Source organism: Georgenia sp. Marseille-Q6866 (genome assembly GCF_965111665.1).
This window is the reverse complement of record NZ_CBCOOR010000003.1, coordinates 1-20,222: the sequence shown is the minus strand read 5'-3', so window position 1 is coordinate 20,222 and position 20,222 is coordinate 1. Positions and strand designations below refer to the sequence as shown.

General features: G+C 74.2%; 15 protein-coding genes and 1 pseudogene. 5 read left to right on the top strand and 11 right to left on the bottom strand.

The window, feature by feature from the left end; genetic code table 11:
* Window positions 1-101: 101 nt before the first annotated feature.
* The 4 genes from ACWPXV_RS03410 to ACWPXV_RS03395 are packed head-to-tail and all read right to left on the bottom strand — an operon-like array spanning window position 102 to window position 5,206.
* The gene (locus ACWPXV_RS03410; RefSeq protein ID WP_454083908.1) at window positions 102-755 is read right to left on the bottom strand and encodes a thymidine kinase; all 654 of its coding nucleotides are present in this window, start codon (window positions 753-755) and stop codon (window positions 102-104) included.
* A gap of 1 nt (window position 756) precedes the next feature.
* Complete coding sequence (locus ACWPXV_RS03405) at window positions 757-1,929, bottom strand: alkaline phosphatase family protein (RefSeq protein WP_454083907.1); 1,173 nt, start codon at window positions 1,927-1,929, stop codon at window positions 757-759.
* Window positions 1,926-2,510, bottom strand: coding sequence for a DUF5998 family protein (locus ACWPXV_RS03400; RefSeq protein WP_251838321.1), 585 nt, complete (start codon window positions 2,508-2,510; stop codon window positions 1,926-1,928). Before ACWPXV_RS03400 ends, ACWPXV_RS03405 begins: the two co-directional genes overlap by 4 nt.
* A complete protein-coding gene (locus ACWPXV_RS03395; RefSeq protein ID WP_454083906.1) occupies window positions 2,492-5,206 on the bottom strand; it encodes a GNAT family N-acetyltransferase in 2,715 nt (904 codons plus the stop codon). Before ACWPXV_RS03395 ends, ACWPXV_RS03400 begins: the two co-directional genes overlap by 19 nt.
* 91 nt (window positions 5,207-5,297) lie before the next feature.
* On the opposite strand from ACWPXV_RS03395, the gene ACWPXV_RS03390 reads away from it, so the two are divergent.
* Entirely contained in the window at window positions 5,298-8,129 is a 2,832-nt protein-coding gene (locus tag ACWPXV_RS03390; RefSeq protein ID WP_454083905.1) for a DNA gyrase/topoisomerase IV subunit A, read from the top strand.
* On the opposite strand, the gene ACWPXV_RS03385 is transcribed toward ACWPXV_RS03390, so the two are convergent.
* From ACWPXV_RS03385 to ACWPXV_RS03375, 3 genes and pseudogenes are all read right to left on the bottom strand, one after another.
* Window positions 8,084-9,124, bottom strand: a complete 1,041-nt coding sequence (locus ACWPXV_RS03385; protein WP_454083904.1) for a GNAT family N-acetyltransferase — start codon at window positions 9,122-9,124, stop codon at window positions 8,084-8,086. The genes ACWPXV_RS03390 and ACWPXV_RS03385 overlap by 46 nt on opposite strands.
* Window positions 9,125-9,185: 61 nt before the next feature.
* Entirely contained in the window at window positions 9,186-10,055 is an 870-nt protein-coding gene (locus tag ACWPXV_RS03380) for a GNAT family N-acetyltransferase (protein WP_454083903.1), read from the bottom strand.
* 195 nt (window positions 10,056-10,250) lie between these two features.
* Window positions 10,251-12,385, bottom strand: a pseudogene (locus tag ACWPXV_RS03375) (DNA gyrase/topoisomerase IV subunit B).
* Between the two features lie 219 nt (window positions 12,386-12,604).
* Between ACWPXV_RS03375 and ACWPXV_RS03370 the strand changes: the two are divergent.
* Window positions 12,605-12,796 carry a DUF7455 domain-containing protein gene (locus tag ACWPXV_RS03370; protein WP_251303393.1) on the top strand — a complete coding sequence of 64 codons (192 nt, stop codon included), beginning with the start codon at window positions 12,605-12,607 and terminating at the stop codon, window positions 12,794-12,796.
* A 103-nt stretch (window positions 12,797-12,899) separates the two neighbouring features.
* Window positions 12,900-13,886: a GNAT family N-acetyltransferase gene (locus ACWPXV_RS03365; protein WP_454083902.1), complete on the top strand. Its 987-nt coding sequence runs from the start codon at window positions 12,900-12,902 to the stop codon at window positions 13,884-13,886.
* Between the two features lie 76 nt (window positions 13,887-13,962).
* Here the strand turns inward: ACWPXV_RS03365 and ACWPXV_RS03360 are convergent, their stop codons facing one another.
* Complete coding sequence (locus ACWPXV_RS03360) at window positions 13,963-14,745, bottom strand: hypothetical protein (protein ID WP_454083901.1); 783 nt, start codon at window positions 14,743-14,745, stop codon at window positions 13,963-13,965.
* A 145-nt stretch (window positions 14,746-14,890) separates the two neighbouring features.
* On the opposite strand from ACWPXV_RS03360, the gene ACWPXV_RS03355 reads away from it, so the two are divergent.
* Window positions 14,891-15,685: a MerR family transcriptional regulator gene (locus ACWPXV_RS03355; RefSeq protein WP_454083900.1), complete on the top strand. Its 795-nt coding sequence runs from the start codon at window positions 14,891-14,893 to the stop codon at window positions 15,683-15,685.
* 53 nt (window positions 15,686-15,738) lie between these two features.
* Here ACWPXV_RS03355 and ACWPXV_RS03350 read toward each other — a convergent pair whose 3' ends face one another.
* The 3 genes from ACWPXV_RS03350 to ACWPXV_RS03340 form a co-directional block, all read right to left on the bottom strand.
* Window positions 15,739-17,133, bottom strand: a complete 1,395-nt coding sequence (locus ACWPXV_RS03350) for an RNA polymerase sigma factor (protein WP_454083899.1) — start codon at window positions 17,131-17,133, stop codon at window positions 15,739-15,741.
* Window positions 17,134-17,194: 61 nt separating this feature from the next.
* Window positions 17,195-17,602, bottom strand: a complete 408-nt coding sequence (locus tag ACWPXV_RS03345) for a universal stress protein (protein WP_251303334.1) — start codon at window positions 17,600-17,602, stop codon at window positions 17,195-17,197.
* Between the two features lie 61 nt (window positions 17,603-17,663).
* Entirely contained in the window at window positions 17,664-18,845 is a 1,182-nt protein-coding gene (locus ACWPXV_RS03340; protein ID WP_454083898.1) for a DUF4192 domain-containing protein, read from the bottom strand.
* Between the two features lie 115 nt (window positions 18,846-18,960).
* Here ACWPXV_RS03340 and ACWPXV_RS03335 point away from each other — a divergent pair, with 115 nt between their 5' ends.
* Window positions 18,961-20,040, top strand: a complete 1,080-nt coding sequence (locus ACWPXV_RS03335) for a polyprenyl synthetase family protein (protein ID WP_454083897.1) — start codon at window positions 18,961-18,963, stop codon at window positions 20,038-20,040.
* Window positions 20,041-20,222: the final 182 nt, after the last annotated feature.

Below are 20,222 nucleotides of genomic sequence, written 5' to 3'. Positions count from 1 at the left end.
TCGCACAACCCGCCTCCCGGCGCACTTGTGCGCAGATCACGCGCAGCCGCCGCCGCTCCGCCGGCGACCTGACGCCGCCGGCAGATCCGGCGCACCGGCGCTCAGCCCAGTGGCAGGGTCTCCGGGCTGAGCTCGGCCGCACCACCGACGGCGGCGGTCTCCCGGCGCACGTGGTGGCGGCGGCACAGCACCTCGTAGCCCACGCCGCCGGCCGGCTCGGGCTCCGCCTCGGTGTCCCCGACGACGACCTGCTCGCCCTCGGTCACCATCCGTCCGTCCACGGTGCGCGCGTTGTGAGTGGCGCGGCGCCCGCACCAGCACAGCGACTGGACCTGGAGCTGCTCGACGCGGTCCGCGAGCTCGAGCAGCCGGGCGGAGCCGGGGAAGAGCCGGGTGCGGAAGTCGGTGGTGATGCCGAAGGCGAAGACGTCCACGTCCATGTCGTCGACGAGCCGGGCCAGCTGCTCGACCTGCGCGACGCTGTAGAACTGCGCCTCGTCGCACACGAGGTAGTCCACGCGCTCCCCGTGGGTGCGCCGGGTGACGACCTCCTGCCAGAAGTCCGTCGCGTCGTCGGCCTCGACGGCGGCGACGGCCAGGCCGAGACGGGAGGAGAGCACGCCGCTGCCGGCGCGGTCGTTGCGGCTGAAGATGAGGCCGCTCAGCCCGCGACGGCGGTAGTTGTGGTCGATCTGCAGGGCAAGGGTGGACTTGCCGGAGTCCATCGTGCCGGCGAAGAAGGCGAGCTCGGCCACCTCACACCACGACCCGCACGAGCGGGATCTCCAGCTCGCCGGGGGTGAGCGAGCCGTGGACGCCCACGAGCGCGATCGACGACGGCGTCTGCGTGCGGGAGTCGACGACGGCGCGCGTCCCCCGGGTCGCGACGACGACGTCGCCCACGGTCGTGCGGTGCCGCTCGCTCAGCGGACCGAAGAGGCCGACCTCCTCCGCCTCCTCGCGCAGCAGGACCCAGGCGGTCTCCCCGAGCACGTCCCGCCAGCGCCCCGCGACGTCAGCGGCGGTCCCGGGTTCGGTGTGGACGTGGACGGCGCGCGGCTCCCCCGCGATGAGCGCGACGTCGCGGTCGAGCTCCGGGGTCGTCGCGACGTCGATGCGCGAGTCGGGGCCGAGGTCGACCATGCCGTGGTCCGCGGTGACGAGCAGGAGGGTGCCCTTGGGCAGCTGCCGGGCGAGCCGGGAGATCTCGGCGTCGACGAGCTCGACGGCCTCCCCCCACTGCCAGGAGCCCCAGCCGTGGTGGTGGCCCATCTTGTCGACGTCACCCCAGTAGAGGTAGACGAGGTCGGTGCCGCGGGTGCGGAGCAGGGAGCAGGTCGCGTCCACGCGGTCGGCCATCGAGTCGGCGGCGACGAAGCGCGGACCGCGCAGCGCGGCCTCGGTGAGCCCGGAGCCGACGAACCGGGCCGGTCCGACGCTCGCCACGCGCCGTCCCCACGACTCGGTGCCGAGCTGCTCGACGAGCGTGGGCTCGGGCTGCCACTGCCGCGGCGAGACGGTCGCGTCCTCCCAGCTGATGAGGTTGAGGAGCGAGCCGTCGGCGTCGTTGCGGACCGTGTAGCCGAGCATGCCGGTCTGGCCGGGCGGGCAGCCGGTGCCGAACATCGTGAGGCTCGCCGCCGTCGTCGACGGGTAGCCGCTCGTGAGGGTGAGCCCGTCGGCCAGCTGCCGGCGCAGGAAGGGGGCGTGCCCGCCGCGCTCGGCGAGCATGCGGGCGCCGAGGCCGTCGACGAGGACGACGCACACCTTGCGGGCCTGCGGCAGGCCCAGGGCCTCGCGGTCGTCGGCGGAGGTGCGGCCCGCGCTCGTCGTCGGGGCGCCGACGGCGTCGAGGGCGGCGGGCAGCACGGCGCGCAGCCCGGTGCCGTCGTAGTCGGGCAGGCGCAGGTCGGGGGGCAGCTCGGTCACGTCGACGACACCGTCGCGGCGGACAGCGCCCGCGCGAAGGCCAGCGCCTGCTCCAGCGCCGCGGCGCCCTCCGCCTGCGCGCTCACGCGCACGACGACGTCCTCGGGGGTGAGCAGTCCGGTGTAGCCGTGGTCGGCCTCGCAGTCGGGGTCGCTGCAGCCGGCGGGTGCGAGGTCGACCTGCTGGGCCCCGCCCCAGGTGACCGCGATGGTGAGGTCGTCCGAGCGCAGCCCGCCGTGGGTGCCGGCCGGGTCGCTCACGCCGTGGGTGAGGGCGACGGAGGAGATGCGGTCGATCGGCACCGCCTCGGTGGTCGCGGCAGCCGAGGGGACCTCGTTGCCCGGGACGTCGTCGACGTGCGCCATGACGAGCCGGGTGGGCGTCAGGGCGAGGGCGGTGAGGTGGCGACGCACCTCCCGGGAGTCGAAGGTCGTCTCGGGGTGCACGAGGTAGGCCCGGACCTCCTCGCCCGCGAGCGCGATGTCGAGAACACCCTGGACGAGCCGCGGGTAGTAGCCGGCGCGGTCCAGGTCTGCTCGGAGGCGGGACTGCAGGTCGTTCGTCACGTTGCGGCGATCCACGGCTCCATCTTGACACCACTTGCGCCCACCCCGGGCAGGACGCGTCGTCCGCTGTCGGCCCGCCCGGGCGGGGCGACCTCGACGACGGCGCTGAGCAGGGCCGCGCCGCGACGCCCGACGAGCACGGGGTTGAGGAGGATCTGCCGCACCTCGGGCAGGTCGTCGACGAGCACGGAGACGCGTGCGATGACGTTCTCCAGGGCCTTGACGTCCATGACCGGCAGGCCGCGGTGCCCGAAGAGTCGGGGCGAGGCCTTGGCCGCGCGGACCATCTGCGCGACGTCGACGTCGGTGAGCGGGGGGATCCGGTAGGAGACGTCGTCGAGGAGCTCGACGGCGTCGCCGCCCAGGCCGAAGGACACGACCGGCCCGTAGAGGTCGTCCTCGGTGCCGCGCACGACGCAGGCGACACCGGGCGGCGCCATGGCCTGGACCTCGACGCCGAGGCCGGGACGGCCGACGGCTTCTAGGTCGCGGGTCATCGCGGCCATGGCGGCGGTGAGCTCCGCGGGGGTGCGGAGGTCCAGGCGCACCCCGCCGAGGTCGGCGCGGTGGCGCAGCACCTCGTCGCGGGTCTTGAGCGCCACCGGCCAGCCGAGCTCCTGGGCGGCGGCGACCGCCTCCTCGGGGGTGCGGGCGGTGCGGGAGGGCACGAGGCTGAGCCCGTAGCAGGCGAGGAGCTCGGCGACGGCGTCGGGCGCGAGCCGCGCGGCCTCACCGGGCCCGAGGCCGCGCAGGGCCGGGGCGAGCAGCTCGCGGGCACGGGCGGGGGCGATCCCGGTGGGGTCGACGAGCTCGCCGTGGTCGGCGTCGCGCCACCGCGCGTGGGCTACGGCACCGGCGAGGCTCGCGACGGCGTCGGCGGGCGTGGCGTAGGCAGGCACGGTGCGTCCGTCGCTCGTCAGCTCGTCGGTGAGGCCGAGGAGTCCCCGGACGGCCGCGAGGACGGGACGCTCCTCCCCCGCCGCGGCCGCGGCGAGCGCGCGCCAGACCCCGGCGTCGCCGTCGCCCAGGGGCGGCACGTGCGCGACGACGAGCGCGTCCCACGAGTCGTCCTCACGCAGGCGGGCGAGCTCCCGGGCGTAGTCCTCCCCCGTGGCGAGGGCGGGCAGGGCACCGGAGGGCACCGGCTGGAGGCCGTGGCCGCGGGCCGCGCCGGCGATCGCGGTGGTGAGGGCACCGGAGTTGCCGAGCACCGCCGTGCGCGGCCCCCGCGGCAGCGGCTGGGAGACGAGGAGCTGGGCGAGGTCGAGCATCTCCTGGGTGGTCCGGGTGCGCATCACCCCCGCCTGGTCGAGCATCTGCGCGAGCACCCGCTGCGGCTCCCGCGTGGTGCGCACCGCGTGGCCCGGGGGCACCTGCTGACCGGTCTGCCCGCTGAGCACGGTGATGAGCGGCACGGTGGCGCCCAGGCGCCGCGCGATGCGCGAGAACTTGCGCGGGTTGCCGATCGACTCGAGGTTGACGACGGCGGCGGTGATGCCGAGGTCGTCCTGCCAGGCCTGCATCGTGTCGTTGCCGGACACGTCGGCGCGGTTGCCCGCGGAGACGAAGCTGCGCAGCCCGATGCCGCGCCGCTGGACCGCGGACAGGAGCGCGCTGCCAGCGGCGGCGGACTGGCAGAACAGGGCGAGGCCGCCCTGCCCGATCCCGCGGCGGACCGTGGCGTCCAGCCGTCCCGCGGGCCCGGTGGCGACGACGCCGTAGGACGCCGGGCCGAGGAGCCGCATCCCGCCGGCGCGGGTGCGGCGCACGAGCTCTTCCTGCCGCTGCCGCCCCTCCTCGTCCCCCTCGGCGAAGCCGCCGGACAGGACGACGACGGCGTGCACGCCCAGCGCCGCGAGCTCGGGGACCGCGGCGACGACGGCGTCCGGCTCCCCCGCGACGACCGCGAGGTCCGGGGCGGGCGCCCCCGACGCGCGCAGGTGCTCGGCGAGTGCGGTGAGGGAGGCGTGTCCCGCCCCCTCCGTCCCGCCGTCGGGCAGGCCGACGAGGTGGACGGGGCCGGTGAAGCTGCCGGCACGGACGGTGGCGGCGGCATGCTCGGCGAAGACCTGCTCGGGGCCGCCCAGCCCGGCGACGACGACCGAGCCGGCCGCCATGAGCGTGCGCATGCTCAGCGACTCCGCGTGCTGCTCCCGCTCGGCCATGACGCCCCACGAGCGGCCGGTCTCCTCGATGTGGAACTCCACGCGCAGCACGCCGTCGTCGAGCTCCTGGTGGACGTCGTAGCCGGCGTCGCGGAAGACGCGGATCATCCGGGCGTTGGCGGGCAGCACCTCGGCGGTGAAGCGCACGACGCCACGCTCCCGGCCCGCGGCGGCGAGGTGCTCGAGGAGCACCGAGCCCAGGCCGCGGCCGTGCTCGGAGTCGGCGACGTAGAAGGCGACCTCGGCGACGTCGTGGTCCAGGCGGTCGTAGCGGCCGACGGCGAGGATGTCCTCACCGCTCGTGAGGACGAGGGCGACGCGGTCGTCGTGGTCCACGTGCGTGAATCGGTGCAGGTCACGGTCGCTGAGCCGCTCCATCGGCGCGAAGAAGCGGTAGTACTGCGAGAGCGGGGACTGCCGCTGGTGCATGGCCTGGAGCGCGGGCGCGTCCTCCGGCCGGATCGGGCGGATGTGCATCGGGATGCCGTCGCGCAGCACGACGTCGGCCTCCCAGTGCGCGGGGTACGGGGGCGCCTCCTCGCTCATGGGCCCAACCTACCGGCCGGGTCCGACACAGGCCCGGACACGGCGGGCACGGGTGCGCGGACCGGCGCCCGTGTCGGGGGACAATGGCCCAATGCCACGCCGCAGCACCCCGCCGCCGCCCGTGCCGGAGCAGATCGTCGACATCGACGTCTCCAGCGAGATGCAGGGCTCCTTCCTCGAGTACGCGTACTCGGTGATCTACTCCCGTGCGCTGCCCGACGCGCGCGACGGCCTCAAGCCCGTGCAGCGACGGATCCTCTTCCAGATGGACGAGATGGGCCTGCGGCCCGAGCGCGGGCACGTCAAGTGCGCGCGCGTGGTCGGCGAGGTCATGGGCAAGCTCCACCCCCACGGCGACACCGCGATCTACGACGCCATGGTGCGCCTCGCGCAGGACTTCTCCCTGCGGGTGCCGCTCGTGGACGGCCACGGGAACTTCGGCTCCCTCGACGACGGCCCCGCGGCCCCGCGCTACACCGAGGCACGGCTCGCGCCGGCCGCCCTCCTCATGACGGCGGGACTCGACGAGGACGTCGTCGACTTCGTCCCCAACTACGACAACCAGCTGACCCAGCCCTCGGTGCTGCCGGCGGCGATGCCCAACCTCCTCGTCAACGGCGCCTCGGGCATCGCCGTCGGCATGGCGACGAACATGCCGCCGCACAACCTCGTCGAGGTCACCGCCGCGGCACGCCACCTCATCGCGCAGCCGGACGCGACGCTCGAGGAGCTCATGCGCTTCGTGCCGGGGCCGGACCTGCCCTCGGGCGGCAAGATCGTCGGCCTCGACGGCATCCGCGACGCCTACGCCACCGGCCGCGGGTCCTTCCGCACCCGCGCCACCACGCACCTGGAGAACGTCACCGCGCGCCGCAAGGCGATCGTCGTCACCGAGCTGCCCTACCAGGTGGGCCCGGAGCGGGTCATCGAGAAGATCAAGGAGGCGGTGGACGCCAAGAAGCTCCAGGGCATCGCGGACGTCGCCGACTACACCGACCGCGCGCACGGGCTGCGGCTGGTCATCGAGATCAAGAACGCCTTCAACCCCGAGGCCGTCCTCGAGCAGCTCTACCGCTTCACCCCGATGGAGGACTCCTTCGGGATCAACAACGTCGCGCTCGTCGACGGGCAGCCGCAAACCCTGGGCCTGCGAGAGCTGCTGTCGGTCTACGTCCAGCACCGCCTGCAGGTGGTCCGCCGCCGCACCGAGCACCGGCTGGCCAAGCGCATCGAGCGCGCGCACCTCGTGGCCGGCCTGCTCGTCGCGATCGCGGACATCGACGAGGTCATCGCCGTCATCCGCTCGTCGGACGACGCCGACGCCGCGCGCCAGCGGCTCATGGTGGTCTTCGACCTGTCCGAGCCGCAGGCCGACTACATCCTCGCGCTGCGGCTGCGCCGCCTCACGAAGTTCTCCCGTCTCGAGCTGGAGGCCGAGCGTGACGCGCTGGCCCGCGAGATCGAGGAGCTGCAGCGGATCCTCGCCGACGAGGCGCTCCTGCGACAGGTCGTGAGCGACGAGCTCGCCGACGTCGCCGCCACCCACGGCACCCCCCGGCGCACCGTGCTCCTCGAGCACGCCGGCGGCCCGGCCACCGGCTCGGCCGCCTCCGCCCGTCGCACCGGCACGAGCGTGCCGCTCGAGATCCCCGACGAGCCGTGCTGGGTGGCGCTGTCCGGGACCGGGCTGCTCGCCCGCAGCGCGCAGGAGCCGCCACGCCTGGGCCCGCGCGTCGCGCACGACGCCATCGCCGCTGCCGTCCCGGCCCGTACCCGCGGCGACGTCGGCGTCGTGCTGAGCAGCGGCCGCTGCGTGCGGCTGTCGGTCCTCGACGCCCCCGCGCTGCCGTCCACCGACTCCGCGCCCGGCCTGTCCGGCGGCGCACCCATCGGCGAGCTCCTCCAGCTCGAGCCGGGCGAGCGCGTCGTGGGCCTGACCCGCCTCGACGACGACGCCCCGCCCCTCGCCCTGGCCACCGCCGCCGGCACCGTCAAGCGCGTGAGCCCGGCCGACCGTCCCGGCAAGGGTGACGCGTGGGAGCTCATCTCCCTCAAGCCGGGCGACGCCGTCGTCGGGGCCGCGCACGCGCCCGACGAGCACCGCCTCGTCCTCGTGACCACCGAGGCGCACCTCCTCCACTTCGCGGCGTCCGCAGTCCGGCCGCAGGGGCGCGGCGCGGGGGGCATGGCCGGGGTGAAGATGCCCGAGGACGCACGCGTCGTCGCCTTCGGCGTCGTCCACCCCGACGACGTCTCCCGCAGCCTCGTCGTCACCGTCGCCGGGTCCTCCACGGCCCTTCCCGGCACGATGCCGGGCAGCGCGAAGGTCACCCCCTTCGACCGCTTCCCCGGCAAGGGCCGCGCCACCGGCGGTGTCCGCGCGCAGCGCTTCCTCCGCGGCGAGGACACCCTGACGACGGCGTGGGTGGGCCTCGAGCCCATCCGTGCGGTCGGCGCGGGTGGTCAGCCCGTCGACCTGCCGGAGGTGGACGAGCGCCGCGACGGCTCCGGCCGACCGCTCCCCGCCCCGTCACCGCCATCGGCTGACCGGCCACTTCACCCCCCGACAGCTGGATCCCGCCCCGCCCACTCGCCGACAGCTGACTTGTTACCCGCCGCCGGATCCCCAGCGTCGACAGCTGACTTGTTACCTGCGCCCCGGCCCGCCGACAGCCCACGTGTGACCGGACACCAACCGCCCACATGGCGCCGACGCTGCGACTCCGTGGGGGCGAGAACTGGCGCTGGCGCGCCTGGCCGTCACCAACGTCTCTGGCCCGCCGCCCCGACTCCCACAGCGGTGACGTCCAGGAACAACTCAGCTGTCGGCGACGAGGGCGCGAAAGAGGGAGGGAGGCGCGGGGTGGGTGGGACGGGTCAGACGGAGCGGGTGAACATCAGCGAGTGGCGCGTGGGCTCGTAGCCGAGCTGGCCGAAGAGGCCGAAGTCGCCGCCGGGCGCCGGTGAGTCGACGCCGAGCCCGGCGTACTCCATGCCGTCGGCGGCGTAGGCGCGCATCGCGGTGACGAGCAGCGCCGTGGCCACCCGCATCCCGCGCCACTCCTCACGGACGCCGAGGATCTCGGTGTAGCCCTCGGTCCAGCCCTGAGCCTGCCAGTCGCCCTCGTAGCGCCCGGACATGAGGTAGCCCGCCACGCGCGCACGGTCGCTCGTGCGGTCCAGGGCGATGAAGCTCCACTGCGGCGCGAAGTACGTACGGCCCTGCACCCAGGTCTCGGGCGTGTGCTGCTCCCCGCCCCACTGGTCCTTGAAGGCGTCGTTGTGGGCGCGGCGGACGGCGTCGTCCAGGGCCGGGTCCCACGGCTCGATGGTGACCTTGCCCTTGGGCTGGACGTCGGGCAGCGGAAGGGAGAGGTCCCTGCGCATCTCGGTGTACCAGCGGGTGGGGACGAAGCCGGCCAGGCGCAGCATGGTCTGCGCGTGGGTCATGTTGTCCTCGACGTGGACGACGGCGAGGGCGCTGCTCTGCCCGGCGGCGTCGAGGATGACGCGGGCGGCCCGCAGCTGCCAGTCCAGGAGGGTCGCGCCGATCCCGCGGCTGCGCCACGCGGGGTCCACGCCACCGTCGCACAGCGCCCGGTAGGTGCCGGCCGTGGGCCGCACCCGCACGATCGCGTAGGCCCGGGGGACGCCGTCGGCGTCGATCCCGATGACCTTGGCGTTGCCGGCGTCCGCGCCCACCGCGACGAAGGTCTCCGCGGACTCCTCCAGAGTCGTGCGGTAGGGCGGGTCGTCGTGCTCCTCGATGCGCGCAAGCAGGTCGACGAGCACGGCGTTGCCCTCCAGGGTCAGCCACTGCCACCGCAGGTCGTGTCCCTGCGGCAGCTCGACGCCGGTCCCCTCCACGGCGGCGCGGGGCGCCGGGGCGCGGCTGGCGCCGTCGTAGTCCTCGAGCATGCTCCGACGATACGTGCTCACCGCGTCACGGCCTACCGGCGCCGCCGGTGAGCGGGACGCGTCACACCTCGATCGTGTAGAGGATCCGGGCGCCCTGCGGCTCGTAGCCCATGCGCTCGTAGAAGCGGTGGGCGCCGGAGGGGTTCTCCATGTCGACGTCGAGCGCCGCGACCTCGATGCCGTCGCGGTACAGCGCACCGAGGACCGCGGAGAGCAGCGCGCGCGCCACCCCCGAGCCGCGGTGCGGGCGCAGCACCCCGAGGAGCTCGGTGTAGCCCTCGGTGTGGCCCAGCGCTTCCCACTGGTGCTCGTGGCGGGCGGTGAGCGCGTAGCCCGCGACGCTGCCGGTCGCGAGGTGGACGGCGACGACGCTCCACGCCGCCTCGAGCGAGCGGTGGGAGGCCGCCCAGGTCGTCTCGGCGACGGGCTGGGAGCCCCAGTGGTCCCGGAACGCCTCGTTGTGCGCGTCGCGGACGGCGTCGTCGATCTCCGGGCTCCACTGCCGGATCTCGTAGCCCTCGGGAACGTCGACGGCGGCGGGCGGCTCGGTGAGCCGCAGCCGCATCTCGCGGAAGGTGCGCTTGGGGCTGAAGCCGGCGGCGGCGTACAGGCGACGGCGGTCCTCGAGGTCCTCGTCGACGTAGGCGGCGATGCGCCCGGGCAGGTTCGGGTCGAGCGTGGCGAGGATCTGGCGGGCGCGGTCGTCCTGCCAGGTCAGCAACGCACGGCCGATGCCGCGTCCGCGCCACGACGGGTCGACCGACGCGGAGATGAACACGCGGGCGTGGGTCTCATCACCGAGCGGCGCGTGGACGAAGGCTGCGGCGCGCAGCTCCCCCGAGCTGTCGAAGCCGCCCAGGCTGTCGGCCTTCATCCCGGTCGCCGGGCGCCCGAGGACGTCCTCGACCTGGGCCCGCGCCGTGCGGAGCACCGGCTGGTCCACGGCCTCGCAGCGCCCGATGAGGGCGTGGACGGGGTCGACGTCGTCGGTGCTGAGTGGCCGCCAGGTGAGGCCGAGGTGAGGGGCGGGGACGGCGGCGTGGGCGGGAGGGGCGGCGCGGTCGGGGAGGTGTCGGGCATGTCGGAATCCTAAAGTGCGCGTTGAGCTGTGGTGGTCCGGGGCGCGTCAGGCGTCGATGCGGTCGCGATCGATCTGGCCGGCGCCGGCGACGATGAAGTCCTTGCGGGGGCGACGTCGTTGCCCATGAGGAGCTCGAAGACCCGCTCGGCCTCGGCCAGCGCCTGGGCGTCGGCCATGCTCACCCGCCGCAGGGTGCGGTGGGCGGGGTCCATCGTCGTCTCGGCGAGCTGGTCGGCGTCCATCTCTCCCAGGCCCTTGTAGCGCTGGATCGGCTCCTTGTACCGCTTGCCCTGCTTCTCGAGCTTGCGCAGCAGCTGGTGGAGCTCGGCCTCGGAGTAGGTGTAGATCTTCTCGCCCTTTTTGCCGCCCGAGCCCGCGATCTCGACGCGGTGCAGCGGGGGCACCGCGGCGTACACGCGGCCGGCCTCGACGAGCGGGCGCATGTACCGGAAGAACAGCGTGAGGAGGAGGGTGCGGATGTGGGCGCCGTCGACGTCGGCGTCGGTCATGAGGATGACCTTGCCGTAGCGGGCGGCGTCGAGGTCGAAGGTGCGGCCGGACCCGGCGCCGATGACCTGGATGATCGAGGCGACCTCCGCGTTGCGGAGGATGTCGGCGGGCGAGGCCTTCTGGACGTTGAGGATCTTCCCGCGGATCGGCAGGAGCGCCTGAAAGTCGCTGGACCGCGCGAGCTTCGCCGTGCCGAGGGCGCTGTCGCCCTCGACGATGAACAGCTCGGAGCGCTCGACGTCGTCGGTGCGGCAGTCCGCGAGCTTGGCGGGCAGCCGCGAGCTCTCCAGCGCGTTCTTGCGCCGCGAGATCTCCTTGGTGAGCCGCGCCTGCACGCGGGCGCGCATCTCCCCCACGACCTTCTCCAGCACCGCGGCGGCCTGCGCCTTCTCGTGGCGCTTGGGCGAGGTGAGGATCTCGGTGAGCTGCTTGTCGACGACGTTCGCGACGATGCCGCGCACCGGCGCCGTGCCGAGGATCTCCTTGGTCTGACCCTCGAACTGCGGCTCGGGCAGGCGGACGTTGACGACGGCGGTGAGGCCCGCGAGGACGTCGTCCTTCTCGATCTTCGGGTCCTTGGCGGTGACCTTGAGGCGCCGGGAGTTCGCGTCGATCTGCTTGCGCACCGTGCGCACGAGCCCCTGCTCGAAGCCGGTGAGGTGGCTGCCGCCCTTGGGCGTGGAGATGATGTTGACGAAGGAGCGGGCCGTCGTCTCGTAGCCCTGCCCCCACCGCAGCGCGATGTCGACCTCGCAGGTGCGCTCGACCTCCTGCGGCCTCAGGTGGCCGGACGCGTCGAGCTGCTGGACGGTCTCGGTGAAGGTGCCGCTGCCGGTGAGGTGCCAGATGTCCGAGACGGGCGGGTCGGTGGCGAGGAACTCGGTGAAGTCGACGACGCCGCCGTCGTGCCGGAAGACCTCCTCGACCGGGCCGTCCTCCCCCGGCGTGCCGGGCAGGCGCCGCTCGTCGCGGACGGTGATCGTCAGGCCCGGGACGAGGAAGGTCGTCTGGCGGGCGCGGGTGATGAGCTCGTCGTAGGAGAACTGCGAGGACGAGGGGAAGATCTGCGGGTCGGCCCAGTAGCGCACCCGGGTGCCGGTGCGCCCGCGCGGCGTCTTGCCGACGACGGCGAGCTCGCTCGCGTCGGTGAAGGGCGCGAAGGGCGCCTCGGGGCCGGCGCCGGCGCGGTCGTCGTAGGTGCCCGGCTCGCCGCGGTGGAAGGTCATCCGGTAGGTCTTGCCGCCGCGGTCGACCTCGACGTCCAGACGTGCGGACAGCGCGTTGACGACGGAGGCACCGACGCCGTGCAGGCCGCCGGAGGCGGCGTAGGAGCTGCCGCCGAACTTGCCGCCGGCGTGGAGCTTGGTGAAGACGACCTCGACGCCACTGAGGCCCACGGAGTCGACGGTGTCGACGGGGATGCCGCGCCCGTTGTCGCGGACCTCCACGGAGCCGTCGGGGTGGAGGACGACGGCGATGGAGTCACCGTGGCCCTCGAGCGCCTCGTCGACCGCGTTGTCGATGACCTCCCACAGGCAGTGCATGAGGCCGCGCGAGTCGGTCGAGCCGATGTACATGCCCGGACGCTTGCGGACCGCCTCCAGCCCCTCGAGGACGGAGAGGTGGCGGGCGGTGTACTGCGAGGGCGAGGCGGTCGACTTGGGAGGCACCCGGCGATCATACGAACGACTTCCCCCGTTTCCGCGGACTGACCCGCGGGATCGCGTACACCGGCCCCGCGAGGAGGTGATGGGGAGCACTCGAGGAGGCGGCCGCCGTCGTGACCCTCGTCACTCGATCGCGCCACCCGGTCCGCTGGAAGCGAACGGGGCGCCGTCCCGGGGAAGTTTCCGGTGCCGACGTGGTTGTATGCAGATGTGAACGCAACGATGACCGCCCCGCTGACCGCACAGGACCGCTGCGACCGCTGCGGCGCCCAGGCGTACGTGCGCGTGGGACTGCCCGTAGGGGAGCTGCTCTTCTGCGCGCACCACGCCCGCAAGCACGCCGAGGCGCTCGAAGGGGTCGCGACCGCCATCCAGGACGAGACGCACCGTCTCACCGAGGACAACGCGCGCTGAGAGGCGCCCTCCACGACCGACCGCAGGCGCCGGCACCCGATGGGTGCCGGCGCCTGCGCTATTTCCCGTGACGGCCGGGCGGCCGGCCCGTAGCCTCCGCGGCATGAGCACCGCACCCGCCCCCGTCGCCGGCCTGCGCTGGCGGGCCATCACCGCGCAGGACGTCCCCGTCTGGCACGAGCTCGTCCGAGCGATCGAGGCCGCCGACGACCCCGCCGAGCGCTACACCCCCGAGGACCTCCACGACGAGCTGCTCGACGGCTCCTGGAAGGACCCGGCCCGCGACAGCACCATCGGCATCGACGACGACGGCGTCCCCCGCGCCTTCGGGCACGTCCAGGTGCTCCCGGGTGACGTCCGCACGGTCCGTGCCTTCTGCTGGGGCGGGGTGCACCCGCAGTGGCGCGGCCGGGGCATCGGCCGGGAGCTGCTCGCCTGGCAGGAGCGGCTGGGGCGGGAGAAGATCGCCGCCGCACGGACCACCGGCCCGGGGCGCGTGCTCGTCCACGTCGACGACGGGCTCACCGCCACCGAGCGTCTCCTCGACCGGGCCGGGTTCCGCCGGCTGCGCGTCTACCTCGAGCTCACCCGCCCGCTGGACACCGAGATCCCCGCGGCCGCGCTGCGGGAGGACCTGCGGCTCATGCCCTACGAGCCGGCCCTCAGCGAGCCGGTCCGGCTGGCCCACAACGACGCCTTCGCCGACCACTGGGGCAGCGAGCCCCGCGACCGCGAGAACTGGGAGCGCCAGAGCGTCGGCGGGCGCTACTTCCGGCCCACGTGGAGCTTCGTGGTCCTCGACGGCGACGAGGTCGCCGGGTACAGCCTCACCTCGGCCTACGAGCAGGACTGGGCGGCGCAGGGCTACTCGGCCGGGTGGACCGACCTCCTCGGTGTCCGGCGGCCGTGGCGGCGCGCGGGCGTGGCCAGGGCCCTCCTCGCGGCGACCATGCGGGCGCTGCGGGAGGACGGGATCGAGCGGGCCGACCTCGGCGTGGACGTCGAGAATCCCAACCGCGCCCTGGACCTCTACACGGGCCTCGGCTACCGGGAGTCGCGCCGGTCCCTCGCCTACGGCAAGGACGTGTGAGGCTCAGCCCCGCGCCTCGGTGACCAGGATGACGTCCTGCGGCCGCGGCAGCGTCACGTCGGCGAGCGGGTCGGGGTCACCGCCGGCCGGGTCCCAGTCCTCGGCGAGCACCTCCCACGCGTCGTCGTCGAGGTCGACGACGACGGCAGCGAGCCGGCCGCCGCTGACGAGGACCCGCGCGGCACAGGGCACCCCGCGCGCCGAGGTGAAGCGCGCGCTCACCGGGAAGGTGAAGGAGTGCGGCACGGCGAGCGGGGCGTCCTCGGGCACGGACAGCTCGACCATCTGGGGGGGCGTCCTCCGGCTCGCCCCAGACCTCCTCGCGCGCCCCGGTGAGCTGGGCGCGCAGGCGCAGGGAGTCGTAGTCCTCGGTGTGCGAGAGGATCGCGCTCACGAGCTCGCGGACGGGCTCCGGGAGGGGTCGCAGGACGGGGCCCTCGGGGGCGTCGTCCTCCTCCTCGGCAGCCTCGGCCCGCCGCTCGAGAAGGGAGATTGCCAGCGAGGCGCCGACGCCGGCCAGGGCCATCGTCACGCGCGGGCGGCGCACCCCCATGCGTACGAGCCGGCGCTGGAGCGCCCGGTCCACGGCCTCGCCGAGCTCGGCGGCCCCGTAGACGAACCCGACGGCGCCGGCCGTGAAGGCGACCCGGCTGGGTAGGTCCAGGGCGCGGCCCCCGTCCGTGCCCAGCCACACGCCGGCGCCGGTGGTCCCGGCGACGGCGGTCCGCAGCGCGAAGCGGGTGGCCGGGGTACGGCGGGCCGGGTCCGGCAGCGTGAGGAGCCCGGTGGCGGCGGCGGTCACGAGGTCGGAGGTGCGCAGGCCGAGCGGCGGGCGCGTGGTCGAGGTGTCGGTGCTCACCGGTCGATCGTAGAGGTCGGTCCCGACAGTCCCCGGTCGCCGGCCCCCGTGCGCGCGCGGCGCCCCGGTCACTCCCCCCACGCAGCTCCGCGGGCGAGGAGAATGGGCTTGACCCTCACGCGGCGTCAGGCGCCACGGTGGAGGCATGACCGACGGAACAGGAGTCCTCACGGTGCTGACGGTGGGCCAGGTGGCCGAGCGCTTCGGCGTCACGGTGCGCACGCTGCACCACTACGACGCGATCGGCCTGCTGAGCCCGAGCGCCCGCAGCCACGCGGGATACCGGCTCTACACCGAGGAGGATGTCACGCGCCTGCAGCACGTCGTCGTCTACCGGCGGCTGGACTTCTCCCTGGAGGAGATCGCCCAGCTGCTCGACGACGGCACGCGGCCGGCCTTGCTCGAGCACCTGCGACGGCAGCGTTCCGCGGTCGTGTCCCGGCTGGACGAGCTCGCCGAGCTCGTCACGGCCATCGACCGAGCACTGGAGAAAGAGATGACCGGGGTGAACCTCACCAAGGAGGAGCAGCGCGAGCTGTTCGGCGACGGGTTCAGCGACGAGTACGCCGCTGAGGCGCAGGACCGCTGGGGCGACACCGAGGCGTGGCGCCAGTCCCAGCAGCGCACGTCCCGCTACACCAAGGCCGACTGGGAGGAGATCAAGGCGGAGGCCGAGGAGGTCAACGCCGCCTTCGTCGCCGCCCTGGAGGCGGGTGAGCCGGCGACGAGCGAGGCCGCCATGGACGCCGCCGAGCGGGCCCGGCTCCACATCCACGAGCGCTTCTACTCGCTCTCGGCGGACTTCCACCGCAACCTCGGGGACCTGTACGTGAGCGACCCGCGCTTCACGAAGACCTACGAGGACATCCGTCCCGGCCTGGCCCAGTACGTGCGCGACGCGATCCACGCCAACGCCGACCGCCACGCGGCACGCGGCTAGGACGCCCGAAGGCCCGCACCGTACCGGTGCGGGCCTTCGTCGTGCGGGTGTGCTCAGTCCAGGTAGTCGCGCAGGACCTGGGAGCGGCTGGGGTGACGGAGCTTGGACATCGTCTTGCTCTCGATCTGACGGATGCGCTCTCGTGTGACGCCGTAGACCTTGCCGATCTCGTCGAGCGTCTTCGGCTGGCCGTCGGTGAGGCCGAAGCGCATGGACACGACGCCGGCCTCGCGCTCGGAGAGCGTGTCGAGGACCTGGTGGAGCTGCTCCTGGAGGAGGGTGAAGCTCACGGCGTCGGCCGGGACGACGGCCTCGGAGTCCTCGATGAGGTCGCCGAACTCGCTGTCACCGTCCTCACCGAGGGGGGTGTGCAGGGAGATCGGCTCGCGGCCGTACTTCTGGACCTCGACGACCTTCTCGGGCGTCATGTCCAGCTCCTTGGCCAGCTCCTCCGGGGTGGGCTCGCGGCCCAGGTCCTGGAGCATCTGGCGCTGGACACGCGCCAGCTTGTTGATGACCTCGACCATGTGCACCGGGATGCGGATGGTGCGCGCCTGGTCGGCCATCGCGCGGGTGATCGCCTGACGGATCCACCAGGTGGCGTACGTCGAGAACTTGTAGCCCTTGGTGTAGTCGAACTTCTCCACGGCGCGGATGAGGCCGAGGTTGCCCTCCTGGATGAGGTCCAGGAAGAGCATCCCGCGCCCGGTGTAGCGCTTGGCGAGGGAGACGACGAGGCGCAGGTTGGCCTCGAGGAGGTGGTTCTTGGCGAGACGGCCGTCGTTGGCGATCCACTCGAGCTCACGCTTGAGCTTGCCGGAGACGTCCTCGCTGGCGAGCTTCTCCTCGGCGAACAGGCCGGCCTCGATGCGCTTTGCGAGCTCGACCTCCTGCTCGGCGTTGAGGAGGGCGACCTTGCCGATCTGCTTGAGATAGTCCTTGACCGGGTCGGCGGTGGCACCGGCGGTGACGACCTGCTGGACCGGGGCGTCGTCGTCGTCGTTGTCGGAGACGACGAAGCCGCTCTCCTTGCTGGTGGTGGCCTCGGCCTCCGGCGCGGCGGCGGTGGTCTCGGTCGCCTCGTCGGTGGTCGCCTCGGGCTGCTCGACGTCGGGGACCGCCTTGAGGGCTGCCTTCTTGGCGGCGGTGGTCTTCGTGGCCGTGCGCTTGGTAGCCGTGCTGGTCTCCTTCTTCGCCGCGGGCTTCTTGGCCGTGGTCGACTTCGCCGGCGCCTTGGCCCGGGTCTTCGTCGACGTCTCCTCGACCGACGCGGTGGTGCCGCCGGCAGAGGTGCGCGCGGCGTGCGTGCGGCTGGAGGTGCTCTGGGCGTGCGACGACACAGAAGGCCTTTCGGAGGGGGACGAGGGTTCCGGCTTCAAGCCGGTGCGCTGCCTACAATTATAACTCGCTGCGCGCGTCCGCGCGGTCTCACGCGAACGGCAGTCCATCGGCAGCCACCCGTGACAACACGGGAGGGGACCCCGGCATTCCCCGGCCGGCGGCGGGAACTCAGTAGGAGCGGCGCTCCGCGGAGGGCGGCTTGACCGCGAGCACCGGGCACGGCGCGTCGAGGAGGATGCGCTGGGCGTTGGAGCCGAGGATGAGCTTGCCCACCGGCGAGCGGCGGCGCAGCCCGATGACGATGAGCTCGGCGCCCGTCTCCTCGGCGGTCTCGACGAGGTCGGAGGCGACGTCGTTGCCGCGGCCGAGCTGCCGGACGTCGTAGGCGACCTCGGCGTCGTCCAGCCGGTCGCGCAGGGCGTCGAGCTCGGCGTCGACGTCGGCGTGCTGCTCCTGCCGGGAGCGCCGGGAGATGACGACGACGACGCGTGCGTCCCGTCGTCGGGCCTCCGCGACGCCGGTCTCCAGCGCCGCCTCGCCCTCAGGGGTTGCGAGGTAGCCCACGACGACCGTCATTCAGCGCTCCATCCTCCGGCTCCTGCCGGGACGTCCTGGGCCTGCTCCGTGTGCGCTGACGCTACCGGATCGGCGGCCTCGGGGCCGCCGGGTCGCCCGAGGCGGTCCGGACCCACCCCGGCGGGAGACGCGCCGCGAGCGCCTCATCGACGAGCTCGGCGAGGCGGGTGCGCGGGCGCGCCCGCAGCGCCTGCTGGGCGAGGACGTCGGCGCGGGCTCCGTCGGCGCACCACCACGCGATCCAGGCGAGCAGGCCGAGCGCCAGCGCCCCGGAGCGGCGTGGCACGCAGGCCACGAGCGCCCGCAGGACGCAGGCAGCGGGCTCGACCCGGTCCTGGTCGGGCGGGGGTCCGCCCGGGAGCATCGCGAGGTCGAGGATCTCCTCGGTCCGCGCCCGGTCGAGCACCCGGCCGGCCAGCGGGTGGATCACCGAGCACAGGACGCTGTCGCGCACGGTGTTGTCCTCCAGGGCGGACGCGAGCATGCCCAGCTCGCTCGCGGGCAGGACGGCGCCGCGCACGGCGAGGGCGACGAGGCGCTCCCAGCGGCGCCGCTCCTCCTCCCGCCACTCGGCCATCTCGCGCTGGTCGACGGCCGGCGCCGCACCTGGGACGCCGAAGGCCGCACCGGGCAGCGCCGCTCCCCCGCCGCTGCGGGCGCGCAGCTCGGTGAGCCTGCGGCGCCCCTCGCGCGCCGCGCGCGTGGCGCTGCGGCGACGCTCGGCGTCGGTGGTGCGGGGCACCGCGAGGTCCTCCCGAGCGGGGACGAGGGCGAGGCCGTGGAGGACGAGGGTGGCGACGACGGGCCGCTGGTCGAGCTCGGCGGCGTCGCGGGTGGTGGGGGCGCACTCCTCGCCGGTCCCCCAGCAGCCGTAGGTGCCGGCGCCCACCACCCAGGGGCCGGGCGGGTCCGCCCACGAGGTGAGGGTGCGCAGGTGCTCCAGGGCTCCGCGCACGAGGGGGTCGGCCGCGAGCCGGTCCCGGGGCAGGTCGGAGTAGAGGACGACGAAGACGTCGTGGGCCCCTTCCTCCGCCATGAGCCGGGAGACGTCCCGGACGAGCGCCGGTCCGACCCGCGGGTGGCCGATGTCCGCGAGGTCGGCCCGGGTGACGAGGCCGAGACGGTTGCGCTCCCCGCACATCGCGAGCAGGACCACCGAGTCCCGCGGGCGGAAGCCGAGCCGGTAGGGCAGGTAGGCGACGATGTCCTCGGGCTGGGAGATCGTGATGGTCGTCGTGTTCATGGGTCCATCGCACACCGCCGCGGGTGCCCGTCACCGAGGCGCCGGTGCCCGTTGTGGAGGACGTGCGGAGCCCGTCGTCTGGGGAGCAGCGGCCGCCACCCGTAGGCTGCCCTGCATGGCAGCACCTACCGCCGGCCTGGCCACGCTCGTGACCGACCGTGTCGCCACCGCCCTGCGCGAGCACACCCGCCCCTTCGAGTCCCTCGAGGGGGTGGAGGAGCTGCTGTCCGCCGGTGAGGCCCTGCTCGGCGGGGGCAAGCGGCTGCGCGCGGCCTTCTGCACCGCCGGCTGGACGGCGTTCACCGACAGGCCGGTGGCGGCCGGCTCCGCGCCCGTCCTCGCGGGCAGCGCACTCGAGCTCTTCCAGGGCGCCGCGCTCGCCCACGACGACCTCATGGACGGGTCGCTGACCCGCCGCGGTCTGCCGGCCGTCCACCGGCGCATGGCGGGCGAGCACGCCGATCGGGGCTGGCTGGGCGACCCGGACCGTCACGGGGCCGCCGGCGCCATCCTCCTCGGCGACCTGCTCCTGTCGGTGTCCTCGGTCGAGATGGACCTCGCGCGGCGGCTCGTCGACGACGCCGCCTCGACGCGGGCGCGCGCCACGTGGGACCTCATGACGACCGAGGTGGCCGTGGGGCAGTACCTCGACGTCCGCTCCCAGGTGCTGCCGTGGAACGAGCAGGACGACGTCGACCGCGCGCTCATGGTGGTGCAGCACAAGTCCGCGCGCTACAGCGTCGAGCACCCCCTCGTCCTCGGCGCCGCCCTGGCCGGCGCGCCCGACGAGGCGCTCGCGGCGCTACGCCGGGTCGGCCTCCCCCTCGGCGTGGCCTTCCAGCTGTGGGACGACGTCCTCGGCGTCTTCGGCGAGCCCGAGGTGACCGGCAAGCCCGCCGGCGACGACCTGCGCGAGGGCAAACGCACCGTCCTGCTCGCCCTGGCGCTGCGGGGCGCGGACGCCGAGCAGCGCGCCACCCTGCAGCGGCACGTGGGCCGCCCGGACCTGTCCGCCGAGGACGTCGCGCTCCTGCGCACCGTCCTTGAGACGACCGGCGCCGTCGAGGAGCACCAGCGGCTCGTCGACAGCCACCTCGCCGAGGGGCTGGCGGCGCTGGACGGGCTCGGCCTGCCCGCCGCGAGCCACGAGATGCTCACCGGGTTGGCGCGCATGCTCACCGCCCGCGCGGCCTGAGCCGCCGCCCCCGGCGCAGCGGCCTGGCCGCCGCCCCCCGGGGCGGGCGCCCCGCCCCGCGGGCCGGCCCCCCGCCCGGCGGGGGGGACGGCCGGGGGGGCGTGGCCCGTCCCGCCTCTCCGGCCAGTGGCGCAAGCGCCTGGAGATCGCCTTCTTCGTCGGACCGGCACTGGTGCTGTTCG